The organism is Richelia sinica FACHB-800 (assembly GCF_014698825.1).
GTDB lineage: Bacteria > Cyanobacteriota > Cyanobacteriia > Cyanobacteriales > Nostocaceae > FACHB-800.
Map to the genome: position 1 here is coordinate 25,209 of NZ_JACJTT010000005.1, position 22,613 is coordinate 47,821.

Genomic DNA, 22,613 nt, shown 5'->3' on the forward strand with positions numbered 1-22,613 from the left:
TGAAAACCTACCCCCAACAATGCTGGTGAAGGCGAAGCAGTTATTAACCCAGGTGACGACTATTTCATCTGGAATGGTTGGCAGAATAGTCATGGGCGAACGGCCATTTTACCGTCGCTTTTGGTTTTGGGCAGGTTTAAGTGTAGGTGGTGGCATTATTGCCTACAATTATGGCATCGCTGCCATAGACCGGTCATTACCGAATAAGGCGACTCTGAATGCGATTATCCGAGAACAAACTTTAACGATTAAAGCCGCTGACGGTACGGTTCTCCAACAACAAGGAGAAGCCACCAGGGAACAACTTAAGTTAGAACAAATACCAGATACTTTAAAAAAAGCATTTATCGCCTCAGAAGACCGCAGATTTCAGCAACATAACGGAGTTGATCCCCAAGGTATTATCAGGGCAGTTTTAAGTAATCTGCGATCGCAAAACGTTGTCGAAGGTGGTAGTACCATTACTCAACAGTTAGCACGTATTCTCTTCCTCAAACAAGAACGCACCGTTTGGCGCAAACTGAAGGAAGTGCGGCTAGCCCAAAAAATGGAAGAAGAACTCACCAAAGACCAAATTCTAGAACGTTATTTAAATTTGGTGTACTTGGGTTCCGGGGCTTATGGTGTAGCTGATGCAGCCTGGGTATATTTTAGTAAACCTGTAGATCAACTCACTTTATCGGAAACAGCAACTATTGCCGGACTTGCACCTGCACCGAATATCTACGCCCCTGATAAAAATCCTACAGCAGCATTAATGCGGCGGGATTTGGTTTTGCAGAGAATGGCAGAAGATGGGATCATTACACAGGCACAACAACAAGCTGCACTCCAGGAACCGCTGACCGTTAAAAGTAATGCACCCAGGCGCTTCCAAGTAGATTTTCCCTACTTTACCATCTATATTCAACAAGAACTACCTAAGTATGTTTCCGCTGATGTTCTCGCTGGGGGAGGATTAGTGGTAGAAACTACCCTCAATCCCACTTGGCAAAAAGCAGCAGAGGCAGCTGTGGCGAAAACTTTAAGAAATCAAGGGCGTTGGGAAAACTTTAAAGAAGCAGCTTTAGTGGCTATTGACCCCCGCAACGGTGAAATTTTAGCCATGGTAGGGGGAAAAGATTTTACTAATAATCAGTTTAATCGGGTGACACAGGCCCAGCGTCAACCAGGGTCTACATTTAAAGGCTTTGTCTATGCCACAGCGATCGCTGCTGGAAAAAGCCCCTACGATAGTTATTTAGATGCCCCCTTGGTGGTAGATGGTTACGAGCCGAAAAATTATAGTGATAAATTTTACGGCTGGATGAATATGAGAGATGCTCTCACTCGCTCCATTAATATTGTGGCCGTGAAAATATTGATGGATGTGGGATTTGAGCCGACAATCAAACTAGCCCATGATATGGGAATTAAATCAGAACTCAAGCCTACCTATTCCTTAGCACTAGGTTCCAATGAAGTAAATTTACTGGAATTGACCAGTGCCTATGGTACTTTTGCTACCGAAGGTAAACATATAGAAGCCCATGGAATTAGGCGCATTCTCAACCGTCAAGGTCAGGTAATTTGGTCAGCGGATTTTCAACCCAAGCAAGTTTTGGATGCAGACAGCGCCAATATTATGACTTGGATGCTACGCAATGTCGTACAAAATGGTACTGGTGGGCCTGCCCAATTAAACGACCGCCAAGTGGCTGGGAAAACTGGAACATCAGATGAAGCCCGTGATTTATGGTTTATTGGCTATATTCCCCAAGTTGTCACAGGGGTGTGGTTAGGTAACGATAATAACCGTCCTACCTGGGGAAGTAGCGGTAGTGCAGCTTATACATGGCATGAGTTTATGGAACAGGTCGTGGAGGGAATGCCTGTAGAAAAGTTCCCAAAACGACCTGACTTAGAAAATCGCAAGGGCACAATTAAAGCTCAACCCATCAAAGCGAAAAGAATTAAAATTGGTTCTATTCAGGATGATGATGAAAAAACTAACGATGATAATTCTAGAGATACGGATTATTCTTCCAGACGCAGACGCAGAAGGTCTTCTACTCAAGTAGAGGAACAACCATCGGAATCTACTCCTAGAAGAAGACGGCGTTACCGACAACAAGAGACTTCGGAACAGGAGCAAGAAAGACCAAGCAGAAGAAGACGCGATCGCTCCTCAGAAGCCAGTAGCGAATCTAGCTCCGGTTCCTCTGGTCGCCGTAGACGTAGCTCTACAGGAGATGCTAATCCACCTGCTCAAACCACTCCTAGGGGTGATTCCTCTGCTCCTAAACCTTCTTGGCGGGAAAGACTCAAGCCCAGCACATCTGCCGATAATTAGTCGAAATTAGTAACAATTCTTTATCACCCTATGTGTATAGAGATAGGAGTTTTTCCTCGAAAAACCCCAATTAGTTCAAACTAGAGGGGGATGTAGGTGGTAGGCTAGTTTTATAGTTTGTAAAGAAATGTTACCTACCAGAGGTTTATTAGAAATGCAGTTATTCCTTGAAGTAGCAGCCCCTGTAGCTGGCCCCCATTTTCCATTAGCTTTTACCCTCGTTTATGTAGTTGGTTTTATTGCTGCTGTTACCATTGGTTCCATTGCTTGGTACAACTCCAAACGTCCACCTGGTTGGGAAAGCAAAGAACGTCCTAACTTCGTACCCAAGGTAGATAAAGAAGAAACTCCTGGCTTAGGTGAACCCAAGGCATAATTGGGTGATGGATGAACTGGAGATTTTAGATTTTGGATTGGCACAATTCAAAATCTAAACCAGTTTCTATATACAGGAAGAAGACAGAAGTTACAGAAGTTGCAGGAGTTACAGAATAATTAATGCCATTGCTGACGAATTCTGGCATTTTTAAACTCCTGTTCGCGTAGCGTGTTGGAGGCATTGCTCCTTCGGAGTCACCGGTGAAAGTGCTAGGAGCGTTTTAGGGTGTAAGTTTGAGCATGGGTTAATTTGGTAACTTTCTTGTTCTTTGCTATATCTATAAATTTGCTATCCATTCTCCTAATTTTGAACTTCTACCCAACGACGGTAAAGTTTTTGAATTTGTTTTAGTAGGGCAGTATAAGCAGGTTGATTAGCATCCCTAGCCTTGCTTAACTCTTCTAACTTGGCTAGTAGTCTAGCTTCTTCGATGGCTACTTCACCGTCACTGTAAATCAAGCCACTGATGGCTTCAATTAAACTTTCACAATCTTCTAGACTAGGGCGATCGCCCAAATATTCCTTCACCCATTCATAACACTCTTTTGGCTGTACTGGAACTAGTTCATACAACCAAGGCTTAATTTCTGGGTCGGTAGCTAATCCCTTCGCTTGAGCTATTTCCCGTAAATACTGTCTTTCTTCTGGCTGGATTCTGCCATCAATCCAAGCTGCTCCAATCAAGATTTTAACTAAATTTTTAACATTGGAGTTTTTAACCATTTTTGCCTCCTCTATTAGATTCCGGCTTTTATCAAATGGTACAGTCATCGGCAGTATTCACTCGGAATCGTTGGTTTTTCTTAAGCGCACCATGAAAAAACCATCCATATCTTGGTGATGAGGCCAAACTTTCAGCCCCAAGGAGGAAGTATTAGTTTCTACTTTCGGTAAGTTCAAACTAGGCAGTTGTTGCCAATGGGGATTTGCCGCTAAAAATTTGGCAATTACCTGTTCATTTTCCGCCGGATGGAGAGTACAGGTAGCATAAACCAAAACTCCACCAGGTTTAACAAAGCTGGCTGTATGGGTCAATAATTCCTGTTGAAGCAAGGCTAATTCTTTCACCGATTCTGGTGTTTGTCGCCAACGTGCATCAGCGTGACGGTGGAGAGTCCCTAAACCGGAACATGGGGCATCAAGTAACACCCTGTCAGCAATGTGGTGAAACTGGGTAAAATGACGACTGTCACCTGTACAAATTTCAATGGATTGTAAATGCAGACGTTGGGTATTTTCTTTAAGTTTACGCAACCGAGAGGCAGTGCGATCGCACGCCCAGATTTTGCCCTGATCTCCCATTAACTCTGCCAAATGTGTAGTTTTACCTCCCGGTGCAGCACAAGCATCAATCACCACCTCCCCTGGTTGCGGGTCAAGTAAATGACCTACCAATTGAGCACTACTATCTTGGATAGTCCACCAACCCTCACGAAACCCAGGTAAATTTTGAATCGGCCCAGTATTACCAATTAACCTTAGACCTTGGGGAACATGGGGAATAGGTCTAACCAAAACACCAGCATTTTTAAAGGCTAATTCTACTTTTTCTACAGAACTCCGCAGAATATTTACCCGTAAATCAATAGTCGGGGTTTGATTCATCCATTCACATAATTTTTCTGTTTCTGCTAACCCTAATTGGTCTAACCAAACTTGAATAATCCAGTCAGGAAAACTATATAGAATCCCCAATTTTTCTACCGGATTTTCTGGTAATTTTAAAGGTTCCGGTGATTTTTCTACCAAGCGCAAATACTGACGCAATAACCCATTCACAAAACCTGTTAGTCCAGTAAAACCATTTTCTTTTGCTAATTCAACTGTTGTATTAACACTAGCGGAAACAGGGATTCTTTCTTGATAACGCAGTTGATAAAAGCCTAAATGGAGAATCGTGCGGAGGTCTTTTGGTTGTTGATTGGCTGGCTTAGTTGCTAACTGGTCAATTAGTGCATCAAGAGTGCGCTGTCTTCTCACACTGCCATACAACAATTCTGTCATTAAACGACGGTCATGGTCAGGTAACTTAAACTTTTGCAGCACCCGATCCAGGGCAACATCAGCATAAGCACCCTTGTGAACATCTCGCAGGGCAATAAAAGCTAGTTGACGGGGGTTATTCATGGAATATAGGATTTCCTAGTCTAATGAAGTACAAAATTATCTACGGTTATCTGCGTCCATCTGCGTTTAATTATTACTGCTTGCACCTCACTTGAATATGAAAGATGACAATTTCAACTGGTTTAGATTAATTGTGATTTGCATCTTGCCAACTTCCTGATGTAATCCATAATTTGTCAAATTTTTGGTTTTGGGCAACAGCTAGACAAGGTGGCATGATAAATTTTTGAATTTCATTAATTACTTCGCTAAATGAATTCGGAGTTAGACCGATTCTCGATTTACTTAAAAAAGCTTGCCACTGCTTTTGCTTATCTGAACTATTAACAAATTCTTGTGTTAAGGCTAAAGGTTCTTGCATTGGTATTGCTGTTTTGCGCCTCTCAAAAGTTTTTTTGAATGCTTGACAAAGTAAGTTACCTTGAAATTCATAATTTCTGGAAAGAAACCAAATATCATAAAAATCTTTCATGCGACTATTTTTGATGCCTAGATAAACCATTGCTTGAAACTTTTCAGCTATGACTGTTTCACGAGGATATATTCGTAAAAGCGGTTTTGGTGTGTCTAAGATAGGTTCGATTTCTACTTCTTTCGCATCAGGTGTAACAGCGTCACCAAATCCAATATCTACTTGAATAGTAATTGGTTTGCTTGTACCCAATTTCCCTTGCAAATTAATTCTTACACCTTCATATTCTTGGTCTTCTTTTATGATTTTTCCTTGAACAGATTCAGGCAGAAATATAACTCCATCTTCTGGACAATGAATTAAGCAAATTTCCTTAAATATCTTGTCTAAATCTTCAATTTCATTGTTACCAAAACAAAGTAAGTCTAAATCTTTCGTTGCTCGATGAGGCTCACCATTCCAGACTCTAAAAAGAGTGGCTCCTTTTAAAATAAATTTTTTTTGATATTGGGAGCGACTAATTCTATAAAGCAGCCTTTCACCAAAATACCGCATTAACAAGTAGTTATAATCTTCTTTTCTTTCCTGACGTAATTTCTGTAATTTACCTTGGATAGAGGCTGCTATATTAGTAATCTTTTTTGAACTCATCCCAATGACTCAAGATAAGGACGCATCACGTTATGTACTCGGCAGATTTTAGCATAATGCCATAGATCATCTATTGAGCATCTTTTTTCTTTCCAGCATTCTTGGAGGGCTTCAATAGCAACATCGAGACCAATTTTGTTGCGAAATTTAAAGCAATCTGCCACTGTTTTTGGCAAGGAATAGACACGAACTGGAATACCTTCTACTTGATGTTCTTCTATGCCCTCTTCCAGTGATTTTCCTGACATATAAACAATTCTGAGTGGTAGTAGATCATCTTTAGGAGAACGGGACTTTTGAGGGATAGCAAGCCATACTTCAAAGGGTGTTTGTGTGGTTAGTTCATAGAAACTCAACGCAGATAGAAGACAAACCACTCCATTAGGAATTCTTGTGGCAGCTTCAGCTAGGGTATGATTTTTTGTAATATTCGCATTGGCAAAAGTGTAAACACCACGGGCCGAACGGATAAGTATTCCCTGATCTTCTAGCCGTTTCAGGTGTTGTCTGTGAATGCCTTTTGCTTGTATATCTTTTGCTTTAACTACTCCTAGCTTGCAAGCATAATTTACTATCTGCCGTTTTTTCGACATAGTTATACTGCTCTGTTTAACTACTTGACAACAATACTACGAAATTGATTTTTGTGACAAAACGTTGGTACTTGTTCATAAATGCCTACATTTTATCACATTATTTTGGCTGAAAAGTAGTTATGGCATAGCTTTGAGATTTGTTCAGGTTGCTTGTGAGTGACTTGCCCTATTCTCTGCATCAGTCTTTGACCGCAATGATATGAGGGTGCATTCTGTAAAATAGGTGTGTTCAGCGATAATATCAAACACCGCAGTAGCCAATAATATGCTCACAACGGCTGATTTTCTGCAATATACCCAATGGTCAGGCATTGCTACCTTAGTATTTGCATTCCTGGCAATCTTAGCTTTTGTCTTCAAATGGGGTATCCGCTTTCGCCTAGTGGGTACAACTGGCTTTATGATCGTCCTCACAGGTGGTCTATTTGCACTTTCCCTTGTACCTTTGAGTCGGACGGTGATTCCTGGTGCAGTTAAATACACCCTTGTGTATGATAATGGTGCTACTGAAGCAGTAATTACTACCTCAAAAACAATTACCCCAACTGAATTAGAAGCCACTTTACGCCAAGCTGCGAGTAATCTCTATTCCCCTGGTCGTTTAGGTAGTAAAGGCAACAACTTCTTGACTGTTCGCGCCCGCACTATATTACATCCCGAACCAGGCTTATCTGTCCCATTATATTTGGGAGAAGTCAAGCGATCGCTCACCAGCCGTGACGACAGCACAATGGCTGTGGAAGTATATACAGATCAGTTTGCTAAATTACCAACACAACCAACCGCTTCATAATTACGTGCGGGTGACGGGGAACAGGTGAACCAGCCCGGTCATGGGGGTTTACCCCATGACCGACTGGCGTTCGCGTAGCTTGCTGGAGGCATTACTCCGAAGGAGTGATAGGTAACATGTATCTATGTCTTCTTCTAGAGAAACATCCTGTAAATAGAGGATGATAGGATTTTTTTGTCAAGCACAATACAATAAAGATTATTTTTAGATTAAGATATTAACACTTTAGAATTTTTACTCATGGAAAGAGTTTTATGCGCTGGGAGGTATTGGGCATCATGGGCTATTCCCCAAATCCCACTCCCTCGTCGGTAATTAGCAACTGCTTTTCCAGAGTATTTGATAGTGGTAATGTTATTTAGTTATACGGTAATTCAAAACTTTGATACTTGGAAAATACAGACTCATGGTGAGCATCGAGTCCAATTTTACTATCTATATGTTTTATCAAGTTGTCTAATCAGGGTGGTAGCTAGCATTCTTAGCCATAGTCGTATAGGGCAAATATCAAGGTTTTGACAGACGAATCATCATGCCTAATCAACTTTCTACTCAAACTTTGTCTAATCAAACTTCTAGTCCGTTCTTGACGCTGGCAGTTTCCCCAGCAAAAGTGATTCGCGGTGCAGGTGTTTTGGCATCTGTAGCGGCAGAAATTGCCCAATTAGGTACTAAACCGCTAATTGTGGCAGGAAATCGCACTCTCAACATTAGTCAGGAGAGTTTACAACCGCTGTTTCAAGCCCAACAATTACAAAGTCTTGCGGCTTCCTATGGTGCAGATTGCTGTGAAGTCAGTCTCAAAGCTCTACGCAAGGCAGCCAAGGAACATAAAGCAGATGTCATTATCGGTGTGGGTGGTGGTAAAGCACTGGATACCGCTAAATTAGTTGCCCATCAGTTGCAATTACCAGTGGTGACTATTCCTACTTCTGCCGCTACCTGTGCAGCTTGGACAGCTTTGTCAAACGTTTATTCAGAAACCGGGGCTTTTCTCTATGATGTGGCCCTGTCTCGTTGCCCTGATTTGCTGATTCTCGATTATGATTTAATTCAAACTGCACCGCAACGAACTTTGGTAGCAGGAATTGGGGATGCGATCGCTAAATGGTATGAAGCCTCTGTCAGCAGTGGACACCTCCAGCAAACCCTGATTATTGCTGCTGTCCAACAAGCGCGGATTTTACGAGATATCCTGTTGCAAAAATCCGCAGCAGCTTTACAATCTCCAGGAAGCGAAGTTTGGCAAGAAGTAGTAGATGCCACTGTACTTTTAGCTGGTGTGATTGGGGGACTCGGTGGGGCCCAATGTCGTACTGTTGCTGCCCACGCTGTTCATAATGGCTTGACTCATATTGCCGGACACACCAGCATTCACGGTGAAAAAGTCGCCTATGGAATTTTGGTACAACTACGGCTAGAGGAGATGGTTCTTGGTAATCAACTTGCTACCACCGCACGGCAACAATTGTTGAAATTTTACGCAGAGATTGGACTACCAAAAAATTTAGCAGATTTGGGATTAGGTAATATCACTTTGAGTGAGTTACAAACATCTGCGGAAATTACTTTAGCACCTAATTCTGATATCCATCGTCTACCCTTCAAAGTGGCGTTGGAACAATTAATGGCAGCAATGGTTTCTACCACTGCACCTATCGATAATCGTGAAGTAAATAATCGTGTTTCCACCAGGGCAATGAGTGAAGAGGTGACAGAATGAGTTTAAGTTGGATTACCCCGGCAGAACGTGTACAGAAATTGCCCCCATATGTGTTTGCGCGACTAGATGAACTCAAGGCTAAAGCCAGAGAACAGGGTTTAGATTTGATTGATTTGGGGATGGGTAATCCCGACGGGGCAACACCGGAACCTGTAATAGAAGCTGCCATGGCGGCTTTAAAAAATCCTGCTAATCATGGCTATCCGCCCTTTGAAGGTACAGCCAGTTTCCGCAAGGCTATTACCCAATGGTACAATCGCCGTTATGGTGTAGTCCTTGACCCTGATAGTGAAGCTTTACCTTTACTGGGTTCTAAGGAAGGTTTAGGGCATTTAGCGATCGCCTACATCAATCCCGGTGATGTGGTTCTGGTTCCTTCACCAGCTTACCCTGTGCATTTTCGCGGACCCATCATCGCTGGGGGAGTAATTCACAGCTTAACTCTCAAAGAAGAAAATAACTGGTTAATTGATTTAGCTGCCATTCCCGATGAAGTAGCCAGAAAAGCCAAAATCCTCTATTTCAATTATCCTAGTAACCCCACAGCTGCCACCGCACCCCGCGAATTTTTTGAGGAAATCGTCGCCTTTGCCCGTAAGTATGAAATTCTGTTGGTGCATGACTTGTGTTATGCCGAGTTAGCTTTTGATGGTTATCAACCCACCAGTTTATTAGAAATTCCCGGTGCAAAGGATATTGGTGTAGAGTTTCACACCCTATCTAAAACCTATAATATGGCAGGTTGGCGGGTTGGTTTTGTCGTTGGCAATCGTCATGTTATTCAAGGGTTACGAACCCTCAAAACCAACTTAGATTATGGTATTTTCTCCGCGTTACAAACTGCCGCAGAAACAGCTTTACAACTTCCCGACAGCTATTTACATGAAGTCCAGCAACGCTACCGTAGCCGTCGCGACTTCCTGATTGAGGGTTTGGGTAAATTAGGCTGGAATATTCCCAAAACTAAAGCCACAATGTATTTGTGGGTGAAATGTCCCCCAGGATTGAATTCTACAGACTTTGCTTTGCAAGTTTTACAACAAACTGGTGTAGTAGTGACTCCTGGTAACGCCTTTGGTGCAGGTGGAGAGGGATATGTGCGGATTAGTTTGATTGCGGAGTGCGATCGCTTGGGTGAAGCCTTAAGAAGATTTGAACAAGCAGGAATTCGCTATCAACCAGAAGCTGTAGTTACTGCATGATCATAGAAGTGACAGGTGATAGGGAGTAGAAGGCAATCTTACCAATCACCTGTTAATTTTCCCCTTGATTTAATCAATTTAATCCATAGAGTAATTTATATTGATCAGAATTTTGGCGAAATCCTATTCCCTTAATAATGATTTTCATCAAAAATTGATACTAACTTGAAGTTAACTTGATTATTAAATGGTAATCTGTATTTGTGGGTCAAAAAAATTAGCAAATTTTTGCAGTATTACTGTTAAGTAATGAAAGCCACTGCAAATGATTTATCGATGGCATTGCAATCATTCGTGATTGGCAAATTTTATATTGCAGGTGGCATCATCTTCGCTTTTTTACCAGAACAGGGTCAACATTTTTGATAAATACATCTCTCATCGATAGGTATGTTGGTAAATATTTAACTTACATTATTATCTACCAGCAAAATTTCTTTGTATCTATGGTGAGTACAACCATCAATCTGTATAAAGCAACTGAAATTTACATTAGATATCTCCAATAGATAATGTAAGCATTGTCCATGAAACGTCTCTTCAATGATTCTAGAGGCACTATATTTCATGTCTGGAGATTTCTATAAACTTACCAACTCTTGCTCCTTCTCTACATTTAGAGTTTGAGTCGAAAAACATGTGGTTATTTAGCAAACAATGAGGTTTAAACTATGGCTTACTTACTTGTAGATAACTTGAAAATTAAACTGCGTGAAACTCTATTCAGTAATCGTCAATTTTCCCAAATTTACTACTCTTTGAGCTTTTCTCGTCCAGTCCTTCCCCATCGGGTCGGTGCTGTGTATTACCGGACTAAATCATCTTGGGATTTAAAACCTCATGAGTGTCCTTGCGATTTAGAGTTTCTAGAATATTTGCACAAATTACACATCCAAAATCAAACTATATTTCATTTTGGTACAGGTGCTCATCATATTCTTGGTTTAGAAAATCAAAAATTAGAGTATCCCAATGAAATTATTGGCATTACAGCTTCAACACCTGAGCATGAAGAATATGTTCGCCTTTGTTTAGAAGACCGAAGTTTCAGTAAATATTATAAAGTTATTTGTGCTGATATCTACAATCTAACAGCAAAGTCTTTACCAATGTTAGATATAGTTTCCCTATTTCATTTATGTGAATTTTACATGCCAGAAGAAGCTAAATTTGTGCATCACGATGATGCCTCACTGTTAGATTTATTTCTTTCTAAGTTAAACCCTGGTGGTAAAATTCTGTTTTATCAAGAATCTGTAGGTTGGGGTAAAGCTAAAAATATTGTTCATTCATTTGTTGAGCAAGGAAAAATTCAAAAGATAGATGTATATAAAAATTTGTTGATTTATACCAAAACAAATTAGAAATCATTTTATCTGCTTCCTATTCTCGCCAATGATAAGCTGGAATTTTAGGTATAATTGATCATATCTAAAAAAATCAAGCTAAAAATTGACAAATACTTAGGTAGTGTTTATGTCGTCATTGGAGCAAGCAATTCCAGCAATTGTTTTACCCACCAACTGGAAGAATATTCCCGATCTATTTGAACGAGTGGAAATAATTGCCAAAGATTTTGCTACCCGTGCGGCCATACATGATATAGAAGCTTCCTTTCCCTTCGAGAATTTTAAGATTTTGCATGAAGCAGGACTACTCAGTTTGACTATTCCTCAAGAATTGGGTGGACAGGGTTTAGGACTAGCTCACATTTGTCGGATCATTGAGAAAATAGCTCAAGGTGATGCTTCAACTGCATTAGTGCTGACAATGCACTATGTCCAACATGCTCAAGCATCCCGTCACCGTCGCTGGCCACCAGAAATTTACCAACGTCTGTGTCGTGAATCTGTTGAGGGTATTGCCCTGATTAATGCTGCTCGTGTTGAACCAGAATTAGGAACACCAACTAGAGGGGGAATACCTGCAACCACTGCCAAAAAAACATCAACCGGTTGGGAGTTAACTGGACACAAGCTATATACCACTGGCAGTCCCCTTCTCAGCTATTTTATTGTTTGGGCAAAGACTAATGAACATGAACCCCAAGTAGGTAGTTTTCTCGTTCCTCGTAACTTACCTGGTGTGCAAATTGTCGAAACATGGGATCATCTGGGGATGAGAGCCACAGGTAGTCATGACCGAGATGTTCTATGCAGTCGTATCCATACACCACAAAATGATGTCGTCTGTCAGTCTTTAGGAAAATCTCTACTGACAGATTCTCACTCATCTTGAACTCCTCAGCTAACCGCATATTTTTATAAATCTTGATTGTCAATCAAAAATTGAGCTAAGTTGGAGCGATAACCTGAATACTAAGTATAAACAAGGTATAAATAAATGGTTAATCAGGAACAACTACCTCTTTCCCAGTCGATAACAACAGTTGACAACAAAGATATTCAGCAAAATTCTTTAGATTATTACGATCGCATCAACCCCGATTTATTAAAATTAATACCAGCCGATGCAAAAGTTATTGTCGAAGTAGGTTGTGGTGCTGGAGCATTAGGAGCGCAGTACAAAAGAATTAATCCCCACTGTCAATACATTGGACTAGAAATCAATCCTACCGCAGCGGAAATTGCCACCACCAGACTAGACAGAGTTATTGTTGGCAATGCAGATGACCCAAACTTGGCCACAGGAATTGACCTGGAGAGTGTTGATTGTCTTGTGTATGGAGACGTGTTAGAACATATGCAAGACCCTTGGACAGTCCTGAAACGTCACCTCCTTTGGCTCAAACCAGAAGGACAAGTCTTAGCCTGTATTCCCAATATCCAACATTGGAGTTTAATTATTAAATTATTGCGTGGTGTCTGGGAATATGAAGACGAAGGACTACTAGACCGTACCCATCTCCGCTTTTTTACCTTAGATAGTATTAAAAAATGGTTTGCTGAAGCTGGATTACAAATTTACGAAATTCAGACAAGGGGAAGAAAAGAAGAAAATTATCAAGCATTCCAGCAAATTCTGGCACCTGTAATTAAAAATTTGGGTATAGATCCCACGCAATTTGCTATCCAAACTGGGGCTATTCAGTATGTTGTTAGAGCGTTAAAATCACAACAGCCTCTTCACCGTCTCTTCATTCAAACTATGATGATGGCTCCCTTAGCTTGTGATAGGGTGCGAGTATTAGAACCAGACCGTTTTAGCTCAACTATCCCTGGTGTTCGCACCTTGGCAACGGTGAAAACTGCTGATTTAAGTGTTCCCCAACCAGGAGAAGAAAAAGTATTTATTTGGCAAAGAAGCTGTTTACAATTTCCAGAGGATCTGCCGAAAATTCAAGAACTGCTGCGAAGAGACTATTTAATTGTCGCAGAAATTGATGATGATCCGATGCGTTGGCCTGCTCATATAGATAATCAGTTTCTTACTTATCGTGCTTGTCATTGTATTCAAACTTCCACTGAGCCATTAGCAGAGTTTTTGCGTCAAATTAACCCTAATGTTGCTGTTTTTAGCAATCAACTTGCATATTTACCCCCACCAAGACAATACAGCAGTGATGGCAAGGTTAAGTTGTTTTTTGGAGCATTAAATCGAGAAGAAGATTGGGAGCCAATTATGCCTGCTCTCAACCGGATTCTAGCAGATTATCCAGATAAAGTTTCAGCCCAAGTAATTTATGACCAGAAGTTTTTTGCTGCCTTAGCTACTAACCAAAAACAGTTAGAACCCTTGTGTTCCTATGAGCGTTATCAAGAATTAATGAGAGAGTGTGATATTGGTTTATTACCATTGAATCCTACTCGTTTTAATAGCATGAAATCAGACCTCAAGTTGATTGAATGTGCTGGTCATGGTGTGACGGTGTTGGCCAGCCCAACTGTCTATGAAAAGTCTATTATGGAAGGAGAGACTGGTGTAATTTATAGTTCACCAGAAGATTTTGCAGAAAAGCTCAGACAATTAATTGAAGATATAGCATGGAGACAAAAGTTAGCCACAAATGCCTATGAATGGGTCAAAAATCATCGCTTATTATCTCAAAATTATCGTCAGCGTCGGGATTGGTATGTGCAAATGCGCGCAGATTTACCAAGGTTAAATCAAGAGTTGCAAATGCGAGTACCGGAATTATTTAGTTAGTCTAGTTTGGGATTTTGATTTTTTCACACACCTCTCCAATCCAGTAGAGACGTTACATGTAACGTCTCTACAATGGTTATGGAAACCATATATTTATTTGATAAATAGTCCCTGATATAAAAGCACACATAAAAAATAATTGCATAACCAAATTTATGATGGATACACAACTAGAGGCAGAAATTCTTCCAGGAGGAAATGACTCTGAATTTTTCCAAGTGCAGGAGTCATGGTATCCAGTTCATTATATTAAAGATTTAGATAAATCAAAACCTACTCCTTTTACTTTGTTGGGTCAAGATATTGTGATTTGGTGGGATAAATTTACTCAATCTTAGTTAGCATTTGTAGACCAATGCCCCCATCGTCTCGCGCCGCTTTCAGAAGGTAGAATTAATGAGGATGGGTTGTTAGAGTATTCTGAGCACGGTTGGACTTTTGCACCCCAATTCGATGATAATGGTGGGAATAGAAGCGATCGCACCTCTATATATTTGCAGCAATCTGGTTACAGTTGAGTCGCCTAGAACAGCAATTCTACAATGGACGACTCGTACCACCACGGAATTTACCAGAAAAAGGCTGAAAAAAAATTAGCGGCGTAGGCTTTCTAGTTGTTCTAACTGTTGGGTTTGTTCTTGTAAACGTACATTCAGGCGTTCACAGACTAACTCACATAGGTCAAATATCACTGGGTCAACGATTTGATAAAACACTGTTGCACCCTTTGGTTGTCTAGAAACAATACCTGCTTGTGTTAAAAGTTTAAGATGCTTAGATACGTTAGCTTGCCCCATTCCTGTAATGGCAATGATTTCCGTTACGTTTTTTGGGCCTGTCTTGAGGGAACACAAAACTTGCAGACGGCTAACTTCTGACAACATTTTGAAGTAGTCAGCAACTGGTGTTAACGCTTGGGGAGATGTGACTAACATAGAAAAATCAAAACCAAATTTTTTTACTATATTACTATAGTGTGATATTAAAAATCATTTTTTTACTAACTATCGCTTAATTCTCTATTTCCACTAATTTTTGGGCAAAATTTATCGCTTGTGCCACTGTAGCAATTTTACCCTCCGCTTGAGCAACGGCTATTTCTGTAAGTAAGCGACCCACCTCTGGTGATGCTGGGATTTTCAGTGCTATCATTATTTCTCTGCCACTCACTAAAGGTGAGGGATGAGCTACCAAATCATTAGGGTTCAGATAACGTTGGATGAATGGGGCGATCGCCTCTAGTGGTGTATCATGGGCTAAAGCTAATACAGCTATAGCCGTAAATACATCACCTGCTGCTTGAAAGAAAAAATATTGTTCTCTCAGGGGCATATCTTGTATTGTCAACTGCGGGAACAATTTCAAAGCAGCACTAACAGCGCGAGTTTCTGCACGAGAGTAGCTTAGTTCCAGCAATTCCTGTTCTGCTAATTCTGGAGAAGAGTTAACCAGACAAGCAAGTTTAGCAATGCCTAACCAGGTGGTTTTGATAGTGTCACGGATATATTCTCTGAATTTTTCCCCTAGTTGAGGCCAATTTTCTCCCAACACATCAGCGGCTTTATCGATAGCTGCCAACTGTGCAAAACTCTGAATACAAGCATTTGGAAACCAATTAGTTAACAAACCATCTTCCCAGGCTTGAGTTAGCCAAGGTGTACCTTGAGAATTAGCTAGCAAATAACCAATTTCTACCCGCACTCGTTCCGCAGCCACGGTATTAATAGTTGTTGCGAGGGAACGAATAGTAGCTTGGGTAGCTGCTTCAATTGTAAAACCCAGTTGAGCAGCTTGACGATAGGCCCGCATTAAGCGCAGAGGGTCGTCCTGGAGATTAGCTGGTGAAATCATGCGGAGTATACCAGCGGTAATGTCTGCACAACCTTGAAGAGGGTCGATGATGGCTTGGGTATGGGGATGATAGGCGATCGCATTAATGGTAAAATCTCGTCTATGCAAATCAGTGGTTAAACTCTCCCCTTCCTGTTGAGCAAAGTCCACTGTCGCATTGGGAAACACCACACGAGCTATTTGCCGTTCTGCGTCCAATAGCACAAAACCTGCTTGATAACGTTGAGCAACCGTTTTCGCTACCTTTACAGCCTCACCAGGAATAACAAAATCTAAATCCCAATATTCCCTACTTCTGCCTAACAAAGCATCCCGCACCGCACCACCCACCATATAAGAATTTGGTGGTAAACATTCCAAGCTGAAGGGCCAATTTTCGGCAGCGAGACGTGCGAGAAAGGAATCAGGCATTGTAATAAAAATAAATCCAGTAACTCATAATTAATAGTGTGGCTTAAGCTAGATTAACAATACAAGGTTCCCGGAGTTGGTTCTATTATGTGTATTTGCGTGAATTGCCACTATGTAGACCGTTGTGTAACCTACAATGCTGTAGAAACCCAGCACCAACAACCCCATTTAACTGAAACCCCAGACTTTGACCCCAATGAACCTTCTATCAATGTCAATATCCGTACTAAGGGCGATATTATCGAAATGGAGTGGGATGTAGTTGGTTGTCTGAGTTTTAAACCAGAAATGGGTAAATGGTCTAAGTTACGTCCAGGTGAATTAGTGCCTACGTGAACTTATGAATTGTGTAAATATCAAGGCGGGTTTTTCAGCATTTTCTAAAATCCGCCTGTTTGCATTTTGAAGGAATGTTAGGTTATTGGTTGGTGTATCGACCGAACATTTATTTTGCACCTACAGACGCTACATACAGAAGATATTTGTCTTGCTGTCATAGGGTATGATTTATTTTAACGGTTGATATGAATATTTGCTTTGACCACTCAACTACCAATCACAAAATATGCCCTAGCACTGCACACTACTACACCTGAATTAGGTTTAGCAATTAGTAATGGTGCAGACGATACCCGTCAGCAAGTTTGGAATTTAGGACGGGATTTATCTAGTCATATACATGAATATTTAATGGAATTTATTCAACCACAAACTTGGGCAGATTTAGCTTTTATTGCTGTTGCTCAAGGTCCTGGTGGGTTTACAGGTACTAGAATTGGTGTGGTTACCGCTCGCACATTAGGTCAACAATTAAATATTCCTGTGTTTGCAGTTTCTACTTTAGCTGCTGTCGCTTGGCAAGAATTAAAACAAAATGCCCAACAAGTTATTGCTGTAGAAATGCCAGCACAACGTGGTCAAGTATTTGGTTCTATTTATCAATCTGCATCTGATAATTCGGGCATCATTGCTTTACTACCAGATACTGTGTTTACCCCCTCAGGTTGGCAAGAAACATTAGCAAATTGGCACACCAGTTATCAATTGATTTCCGCTACATCTGGATTAGCAGCAACGGTCGGTAATATATTAGACTTAAGTTATATAGATTGGCAGCAAGGCAAACGTCCTGATTGGTCAGAAGCTTTACCATATTACGGTCAACATCCTGTAGATGTGTAATAGACCTCTCCAGTAATAGATGTAGAGATATTTTATACAACGTCTCTGCATGGGTTATAGAAAACGCATCTTTCATTTTCGGAGATATCTAGTAAATTCAGTAGTTAATGTCCTAACTGCCTGGTCTATCGCTATATCACAAATCATGAAAACCTGACTGGCACAGTCTTTCAGTTTCTGTAACTCAACTTGAGTCACTAACTTCAAAATTTTTTAATTTATTTCTAGCTGCTGATCCGAAATCCTGAGCCTGGCTGTTGTAGTTAATCATAGACAAGCAAGGTAAATTTTCACCGGAGGAAAAAGAATCAAGACTTTGCTTTATATGCCTCTATGGTTAAACATCGTCTTTTTCTGACTGAAAGTGAATTGTAAAATCGCAAATTTAATATCTATTAAATATTTAATTCCCCTTTGTTGAAATTGAATTAGCATCCCCCCGTTGGATGAATCGATTGGGTGAAGCTAGTGAAACTACAACAATGATATTTTCAGAATATCCAGGCTATAAACAGCAATTTTGCAGTTTTTTCTCAATTTAGCTGTCAGATATATAAATAAAACTTTTGAGGGAATCTTAAATTATCTAAGTTTAGTTATTATTTGATTGGCTTGTAGAAGAATAGTGATTTTTTTACAGGAGTGGTTCGGTGCTTAACAATATTTCTCAATTTATTTCTCGCCATCAACTTAAGCTTCCCGTAGCTGGTTTAGTTATTAGTCTAAGTGTTTTAAATCTTAGTTTTTTAGGTGTAGATAATCAGCAGACTAAAGTATTAGCAGCAGCGTTAGAAAATACTGCTCAAAGTGAGCAGCAATCTACACATGTTGCTTTAGTCAAGAACGTTTCAGAATTGCCAAACAATACTAGCAATATTCCAGAGTCATTCTCTAATACTTTTCCTGAACAAGATGGAACCTATCTTTATGGTCAATCACCAAAACCTAACCTATTAGGACAAGGATATATTGTGTTTCAAAAACAGCAAAATCGGGTTTTAGGGGCTTTGTATATGCCTAACTCCGAGTTTAGTTGTTTTCAAGGCACAATTGCTAAGTCTGGAGAACTGGCCATGACTGTGAAAAGTTCACCGGGAGAAGTTGGTGCCACAGAAATTTCCACTGCGAGTCGAATTCCTCCCTTAGTTGATGATGAATCAGTCAGTTATGCCTATTCTGTAACTTTGAAAGATTATCATCGACTCAATGGGTTAAGTGACAATGATCAACAAATTCTACAAATGTGTCGTCAGGTTAAGTAAAATTAAACCCCAGGGATGACTACTATATTAATACTCAATTCCTGGTTGAGCTTTTATTCCTTGATCGCGGAAGGGATGCTTTACTAATGTCATTTCTGTGACTAAATCAGCTTTTTCAATTAGTGATACTGGTGCACCTCTACCTGTCAGGATAATGTGTTTATTTGGGGTTTTTTCAGCAAGACCTGCTAATACTTGATCAACATGGAGATAACCTAGTTTCAAGGCAATATTAATTTCATCTAATAACACTAACTGAAATTCAGGATTACGGATAAATTCTAGGGATTTTTGCCAAGCTGCATTGGCTTTATCCAAATCGCGATCGCGATCCTGGGTCTCCCATGTAAACCCCTCTCCCATAGCATGAAACTCGATTTGGTCTTCCCAGGCACTGAAAGCTAGTTTTTCCGAGGGTTCCCAGGCTCCTTTAATGAACTGGACAATTGCTACCTTATAGCCATGTCCCAAGGATCTTAACACCATTCCCAAGGCTGCCGTCGTTTTCCCTTTACCATTACCAGTATTAACTATAATTAGTCCTTTTTCTGGTACTGCTTCGGCTATACGCTGGTCTTGAATAGCCTTACGGCGTTGCATTTTCTTGCGGTATTGTTCATCACTTAGGGCTGATGACATCACTTCATCAATTAACCGCTCAATCTCTTTATCTGAATTTAACTCTTCTGGTGTGTCAGCTTTCATCAATTAATCTTATCCGCGTCTCAAAGTGAAGCCAAAAATAAAGTATAATGAGGTTTTAAAATTATCTATTTAAAATCCTCAATTTCCCTATCTTTGTTGTCAGTTACCATCAACAATCCGAAATTGGTTGACATTAACTCTATATTCATATTTTAAATATTTTGATAAATTTATTATGGCTATTTTCAGAAAAATTTTTGACACTTTTCTTGATTGACTAAATTAATAGTCAGCTTACAAGTAGAATAGCCGTTACCTAAGTTAATAAGTTTTTACAAAACCATATTACCTCCAAATAGGCGCTATTGATTCGTTTTGCTCCACAAGACCATATTTTGTATCCTTAAGTCTTGAAAGAATTACCAGAAAGCTAGATAACATTAAATGCGGCATACTTACAAGCAACATTATCGAAAATGTCAAAATCACAAGGAAAAAAAATTGCACCCATTCCCATGTCCAGTAATCTGGGTGTAGTTGAATTAATTGATACTTATTTTACAGCGTACAACTCCGCGCGGTTAAGAGAAGCTTGCCAACTTCTCAGTCGGGATGTATTTATTCCTGGTGTAACCGTGGGTGTAAGTCTTTCTGGGGCTATGACCCCAGCAGGTTTTGGCGTTTCTGCCCTAGCACCCCTGATTCGCAATGGTTTTATTGATTGGATGATTAGCACTGGTGCAAATCTTTACCATGATATGCACTATGGTTTAGGGTTTGAACTATTTGCAGGTAGTCCTTTTTTAGATGATGTGAAGCTGCGTCAGGAAGGAACAATCAGAATTTATGACATTATCTTTGGTTATGATGTTCTCCTAGAAACCGATGCCTTCATCCGCAAAATCTTGCAAGCAGAACCCTTCCAAAAGCGTATGGGAACAGCTGAATTTCACTACCTGTTAGGAAAATATGTGCGGGAAGTGGAAAAGCAATTGGGTGTAGAAAACTCTTGTTTATTGGCGACAGCCTATGAATGTGGCGTACCTATTTATACTTCTTCGCCAGGTGATAGTTCTATTGGCATGAACGTAGCTGCTTTAGCTTTAGAAGGTTCTCAGTTAGTCTTAGATCCCGCTATTGACGTAAATGAAACAGCCGCTATTGCCTACGCAGCTAGAGAAGGAGAAGGCAAAAGTGCAGCAGTGATTATTGGTGGTGGTAGTCCCAAGAACTTTTTACTTCAAACCCAACCGCAAATTCACGAGGTATTGGGTTTAGAAGAACGAGGCCATGATTACTTTATTCAGTTTACCGATGCCCGTCCTGATACCGGTGGTTTGTCTGGGGCAACTCCTTCGGAAGCTGTGAGTTGGGGTAAGATTGACCCGGATGAGTTACCTAATACCATTGTTTGTTATACAGATAGCACGATCGCTCTACCGTTAGTAACAGCCTACACCCTAAATCAGTGTCCTCCACGCCCCTTAAAACGTCTCTATGACCAGCGTCCAGCCTTGTTGGAGACACTCCAAAGGGATTATTTAGCAGCTAAAGCAAATCCAGTAGTTAGTGCTGGTGGTACGGAAGAAGTGGCTACCTATCCTTGCGGAACACCAATTAGAAAGTAAGAAAATTTGGGTCTAGTGGCAGAAAAGTGCACAACTGCAACTCAAACATTTTCAGTCATCGCAGGTAACAGTGTGACAAGTCTCTTCTGATGTCCTCATTACTTTGGCCATTGCTATAATTCTGGCGGGGTAGGTATATTCACCTGCCCCTCAACTATTGCGGATGATAGGGAACAGGTAACCAGTCTATTCTTTGTGTCTTTGCGTCTACCTTCTCCTTCGGAGACGCTAACGCGAACGGGAATGCCTACGGCATATGCGCGAGACAAAAATCATTTCCTCCATCAGCAAAACCAATTTTTTGTCTAAACCCATACTCAATTAACAGCTACCATACACAGGAATAGCTGCACCGCGAATATCCTTAGCTGCTTCTGAGGCCAGGAAACAGATAACTTGGCCTATAGATTCAGGTTTTACCCATTTGTCAGCGTTTTCTGCGCCCATTGCTTCCCGGTTGATGGGGGTATCAATGGTACTGGGGAGGACGATATTTGCAGTAATATTAGTACCTTTAGTTTCATTAGCGATCGCTTTTGTTAAGGCTATCACACCTGCCTTAGCGGTTGAGTAGGCTGCCAAAAGTCCCCCAGGTTCTACACCAGCACGGGCACCTACAGTAACTATACGTCCATAACCATTTTCGACCATACTTTTCAAACTGTATTTACAAGTTAAAAAAGTGGTATTGAGATTTAAATCTAATTGTTGTTGCCAATCTGAGTAGCTATATTCATGAGTTTTTCCCATGGAAAAGCCACCTACTAGATGAATTAAAACATCCACCCTACCCATCCGGCTGACAATATTAGCTACGGCTGCTTCCTCTCCTAAATCAGCCTGGATAAATTGAATTCTCGCAAAATCCGCAGGAGAAATCACCCCTTTTAATCTTTCCACATCTTTAGGACTACGATAGGGAATAGTTACCTCCCCACCTTGGGCTAATACCGTAGGTGTCACCCCTAAACCGAGTCCACCAGTACCACCTGTGAGTAAAACTTGCTTGCCTTTCATCCTCATGCACCCCTAAAAGCAGACTTGGAAAATACTGTGCCACAGGACTGCTACATTATACCATTTTTCGTAATTAATTTTTTCCATAACTTAGGTTTATATATTTGATTTTTAACCAAAAAATTGAGAATTACTTTTATAAATTTCCTGGTAATAACTACCTAATTTTTGATATTTGTCTACCGAAATAGACTCAAGATATAAATTTGGAACAATTTCCCATTATTCGTGTTTTCAGTTACAGTCAAATCCGAGAATATTAGGCAAAAATAAAGTGACAAAACTGATTATGCAG

At 40.5% G+C, this 22,613-nt stretch carries 22 protein-coding genes and 1 pseudogene; 14 read left to right on the forward strand and 9 right to left on the reverse strand.

Annotated elements, in window-relative coordinates; genetic code table 11:
• Positions 1-19 precede the first annotated feature (19 nt).
• Together H6G73_RS05980 and psb35 are read left to right on the forward strand one after the other, a co-directional pair.
• Complete coding sequence (locus H6G73_RS05980) at positions 20-2,332, forward strand: transglycosylase domain-containing protein (RefSeq protein ID WP_190602556.1); 2,313 nt, start codon at positions 20-22, stop codon at positions 2,330-2,332.
• 154 nt (positions 2,333-2,486) lie between these two features.
• Positions 2,487-2,708 (forward strand): photosystem II assembly protein Psb35, encoded by a 222-nt coding sequence (gene psb35, locus H6G73_RS05985; RefSeq protein WP_190602558.1) that lies wholly within the window; start codon positions 2,487-2,489, stop codon positions 2,706-2,708.
• Positions 2,709-2,733: 25 nt separating this feature from the next.
• On the opposite strand, the gene H6G73_RS24735 is transcribed toward psb35, so the two are convergent.
• From H6G73_RS24735 to H6G73_RS06005, 5 genes are all read right to left on the reverse strand, one after another.
• Complete coding sequence (locus H6G73_RS24735) at positions 2,734-2,856, reverse strand: hypothetical protein (RefSeq protein WP_256443767.1); 123 nt, start codon at positions 2,854-2,856, stop codon at positions 2,734-2,736.
• Between the two features lie 155 nt (positions 2,857-3,011).
• A complete protein-coding gene (locus H6G73_RS05990) occupies positions 3,012-3,434 on the reverse strand; it encodes a tellurite resistance TerB family protein (RefSeq protein ID WP_190602243.1) in 423 nt (140 codons plus the stop codon).
• A 57-nt stretch (positions 3,435-3,491) separates the two neighbouring features.
• Positions 3,492-4,838 (reverse strand): 16S rRNA (cytosine(967)-C(5))-methyltransferase, encoded by a 1,347-nt coding sequence (locus tag H6G73_RS05995; RefSeq protein ID WP_190602245.1) that lies wholly within the window; start codon positions 4,836-4,838, stop codon positions 3,492-3,494.
• A 127-nt stretch (positions 4,839-4,965) separates the two neighbouring features.
• Positions 4,966-5,901 (reverse strand): nucleotidyl transferase AbiEii/AbiGii toxin family protein, encoded by a 936-nt coding sequence (locus tag H6G73_RS06000; protein ID WP_190602247.1) that lies wholly within the window; start codon positions 5,899-5,901, stop codon positions 4,966-4,968.
• Entirely contained in the window at positions 5,898-6,494 is a 597-nt protein-coding gene (locus H6G73_RS06005; protein WP_190602249.1) for a type IV toxin-antitoxin system AbiEi family antitoxin domain-containing protein, read from the reverse strand. The genes H6G73_RS06000 and H6G73_RS06005 overlap by 4 nt, the downstream gene beginning before the upstream one ends.
• Before the next feature lie 268 nt (positions 6,495-6,762).
• On the opposite strand from H6G73_RS06005, the gene H6G73_RS06010 reads away from it, so the two are divergent.
• The 8 genes and pseudogenes from H6G73_RS06010 to H6G73_RS25085 all read left to right on the forward strand — a co-directional run.
• On the forward strand, positions 6,763-7,290 hold the full coding sequence (locus H6G73_RS06010; protein WP_190602251.1) for a Ycf51 family protein: 528 nt from the start codon (positions 6,763-6,765) through the stop codon (positions 7,288-7,290).
• A 532-nt stretch (positions 7,291-7,822) separates the two neighbouring features.
• Positions 7,823-9,013, forward strand: coding sequence for an iron-containing alcohol dehydrogenase family protein (locus tag H6G73_RS06015; protein ID WP_190602253.1), 1,191 nt, complete (start codon positions 7,823-7,825; stop codon positions 9,011-9,013).
• Positions 9,010-10,215, forward strand: coding sequence for an aspartate aminotransferase (locus H6G73_RS06020; RefSeq protein WP_190602255.1), 1,206 nt, complete (start codon positions 9,010-9,012; stop codon positions 10,213-10,215). Before H6G73_RS06015 ends, H6G73_RS06020 begins: the two co-directional genes overlap by 4 nt.
• A gap of 671 nt (positions 10,216-10,886) precedes the next feature.
• The gene (locus H6G73_RS06025; protein ID WP_190602257.1) at positions 10,887-11,579 is read left to right on the forward strand and encodes a hypothetical protein; all 693 of its coding nucleotides are present in this window, start codon (positions 10,887-10,889) and stop codon (positions 11,577-11,579) included.
• Positions 11,580-11,691: 112 nt separating this feature from the next.
• Positions 11,692-12,453, forward strand: a complete 762-nt coding sequence (locus H6G73_RS06030) for an acyl-CoA dehydrogenase family protein (protein ID WP_190602259.1) — start codon at positions 11,692-11,694, stop codon at positions 12,451-12,453.
• A gap of 105 nt (positions 12,454-12,558) precedes the next feature.
• Complete coding sequence (locus H6G73_RS06035; RefSeq protein ID WP_190602260.1) at positions 12,559-14,322, forward strand: methyltransferase domain-containing protein; 1,764 nt, start codon at positions 12,559-12,561, stop codon at positions 14,320-14,322.
• Positions 14,323-14,477: 155 nt separating this feature from the next.
• Entirely contained in the window at positions 14,478-14,660 is a 183-nt protein-coding gene (locus H6G73_RS25080) for a hypothetical protein (protein ID WP_390839277.1), read from the forward strand.
• Between the two features lie 15 nt (positions 14,661-14,675).
• Positions 14,676-14,840 (forward strand): annotated as a pseudogene (locus H6G73_RS25085) (Rieske 2Fe-2S domain-containing protein); the annotation flags it as partial.
• Positions 14,841-14,915: 75 nt separating this feature from the next.
• Here H6G73_RS25085 and H6G73_RS06045 read toward each other — a convergent pair.
• Positions 14,916-15,257, reverse strand: a complete 342-nt coding sequence (locus tag H6G73_RS06045; protein WP_190602262.1) for an ArsR/SmtB family transcription factor — start codon at positions 15,255-15,257, stop codon at positions 14,916-14,918.
• Between the two features lie 76 nt (positions 15,258-15,333).
• Positions 15,334-16,584 carry a CCA tRNA nucleotidyltransferase gene (locus H6G73_RS06050; RefSeq protein WP_190602264.1) on the reverse strand — a complete coding sequence of 417 codons (1,251 nt, stop codon included), beginning with the start codon at positions 16,582-16,584 and terminating at the stop codon, positions 15,334-15,336.
• A gap of 87 nt (positions 16,585-16,671) precedes the next feature.
• On the opposite strand from H6G73_RS06050, the gene H6G73_RS06055 reads away from it, so the two are divergent.
• From H6G73_RS06055 to H6G73_RS24940, 3 genes are all read left to right on the forward strand, one after another.
• Complete coding sequence (locus H6G73_RS06055) at positions 16,672-16,920, forward strand: Ycf34 family protein (RefSeq protein WP_190602266.1); 249 nt, start codon at positions 16,672-16,674, stop codon at positions 16,918-16,920.
• 201 nt (positions 16,921-17,121) lie between these two features.
• On the forward strand, positions 17,122-17,766 hold the full coding sequence (gene tsaB, locus H6G73_RS06060) for a tRNA (adenosine(37)-N6)-threonylcarbamoyltransferase complex dimerization subunit type 1 TsaB (RefSeq protein ID WP_190602268.1): 645 nt from the start codon (positions 17,122-17,124) through the stop codon (positions 17,764-17,766).
• Positions 17,767-18,416: 650 nt separating this feature from the next.
• On the forward strand, positions 18,417-19,028 hold the full coding sequence (locus H6G73_RS24940) for a hypothetical protein (protein WP_190602270.1): 612 nt from the start codon (positions 18,417-18,419) through the stop codon (positions 19,026-19,028).
• Positions 19,029-19,055: 27 nt separating this feature from the next.
• Here the strand turns inward: H6G73_RS24940 and cobO are convergent, their stop codons facing one another.
• Complete coding sequence (gene cobO, locus H6G73_RS06070; RefSeq protein WP_190602272.1) at positions 19,056-19,733, reverse strand: cob(I)yrinic acid a,c-diamide adenosyltransferase; 678 nt, start codon at positions 19,731-19,733, stop codon at positions 19,056-19,058.
• Between the two features lie 416 nt (positions 19,734-20,149).
• Between cobO and H6G73_RS06075 the strand changes: the two genes are divergently transcribed.
• Positions 20,150-21,301, forward strand: a complete 1,152-nt coding sequence (locus H6G73_RS06075) for a homospermidine biosynthesis protein (protein WP_190602274.1) — start codon at positions 20,150-20,152, stop codon at positions 21,299-21,301.
• Positions 21,302-21,622: 321 nt separating this feature from the next.
• Here H6G73_RS06075 and fabG read toward each other — a convergent pair whose 3' ends face one another.
• Entirely contained in the window at positions 21,623-22,318 is a 696-nt protein-coding gene (gene fabG / locus H6G73_RS06085; protein ID WP_190602276.1) for a 3-oxoacyl-ACP reductase FabG, read from the reverse strand.
• Positions 22,319-22,613: the final 295 nt, after the last annotated feature.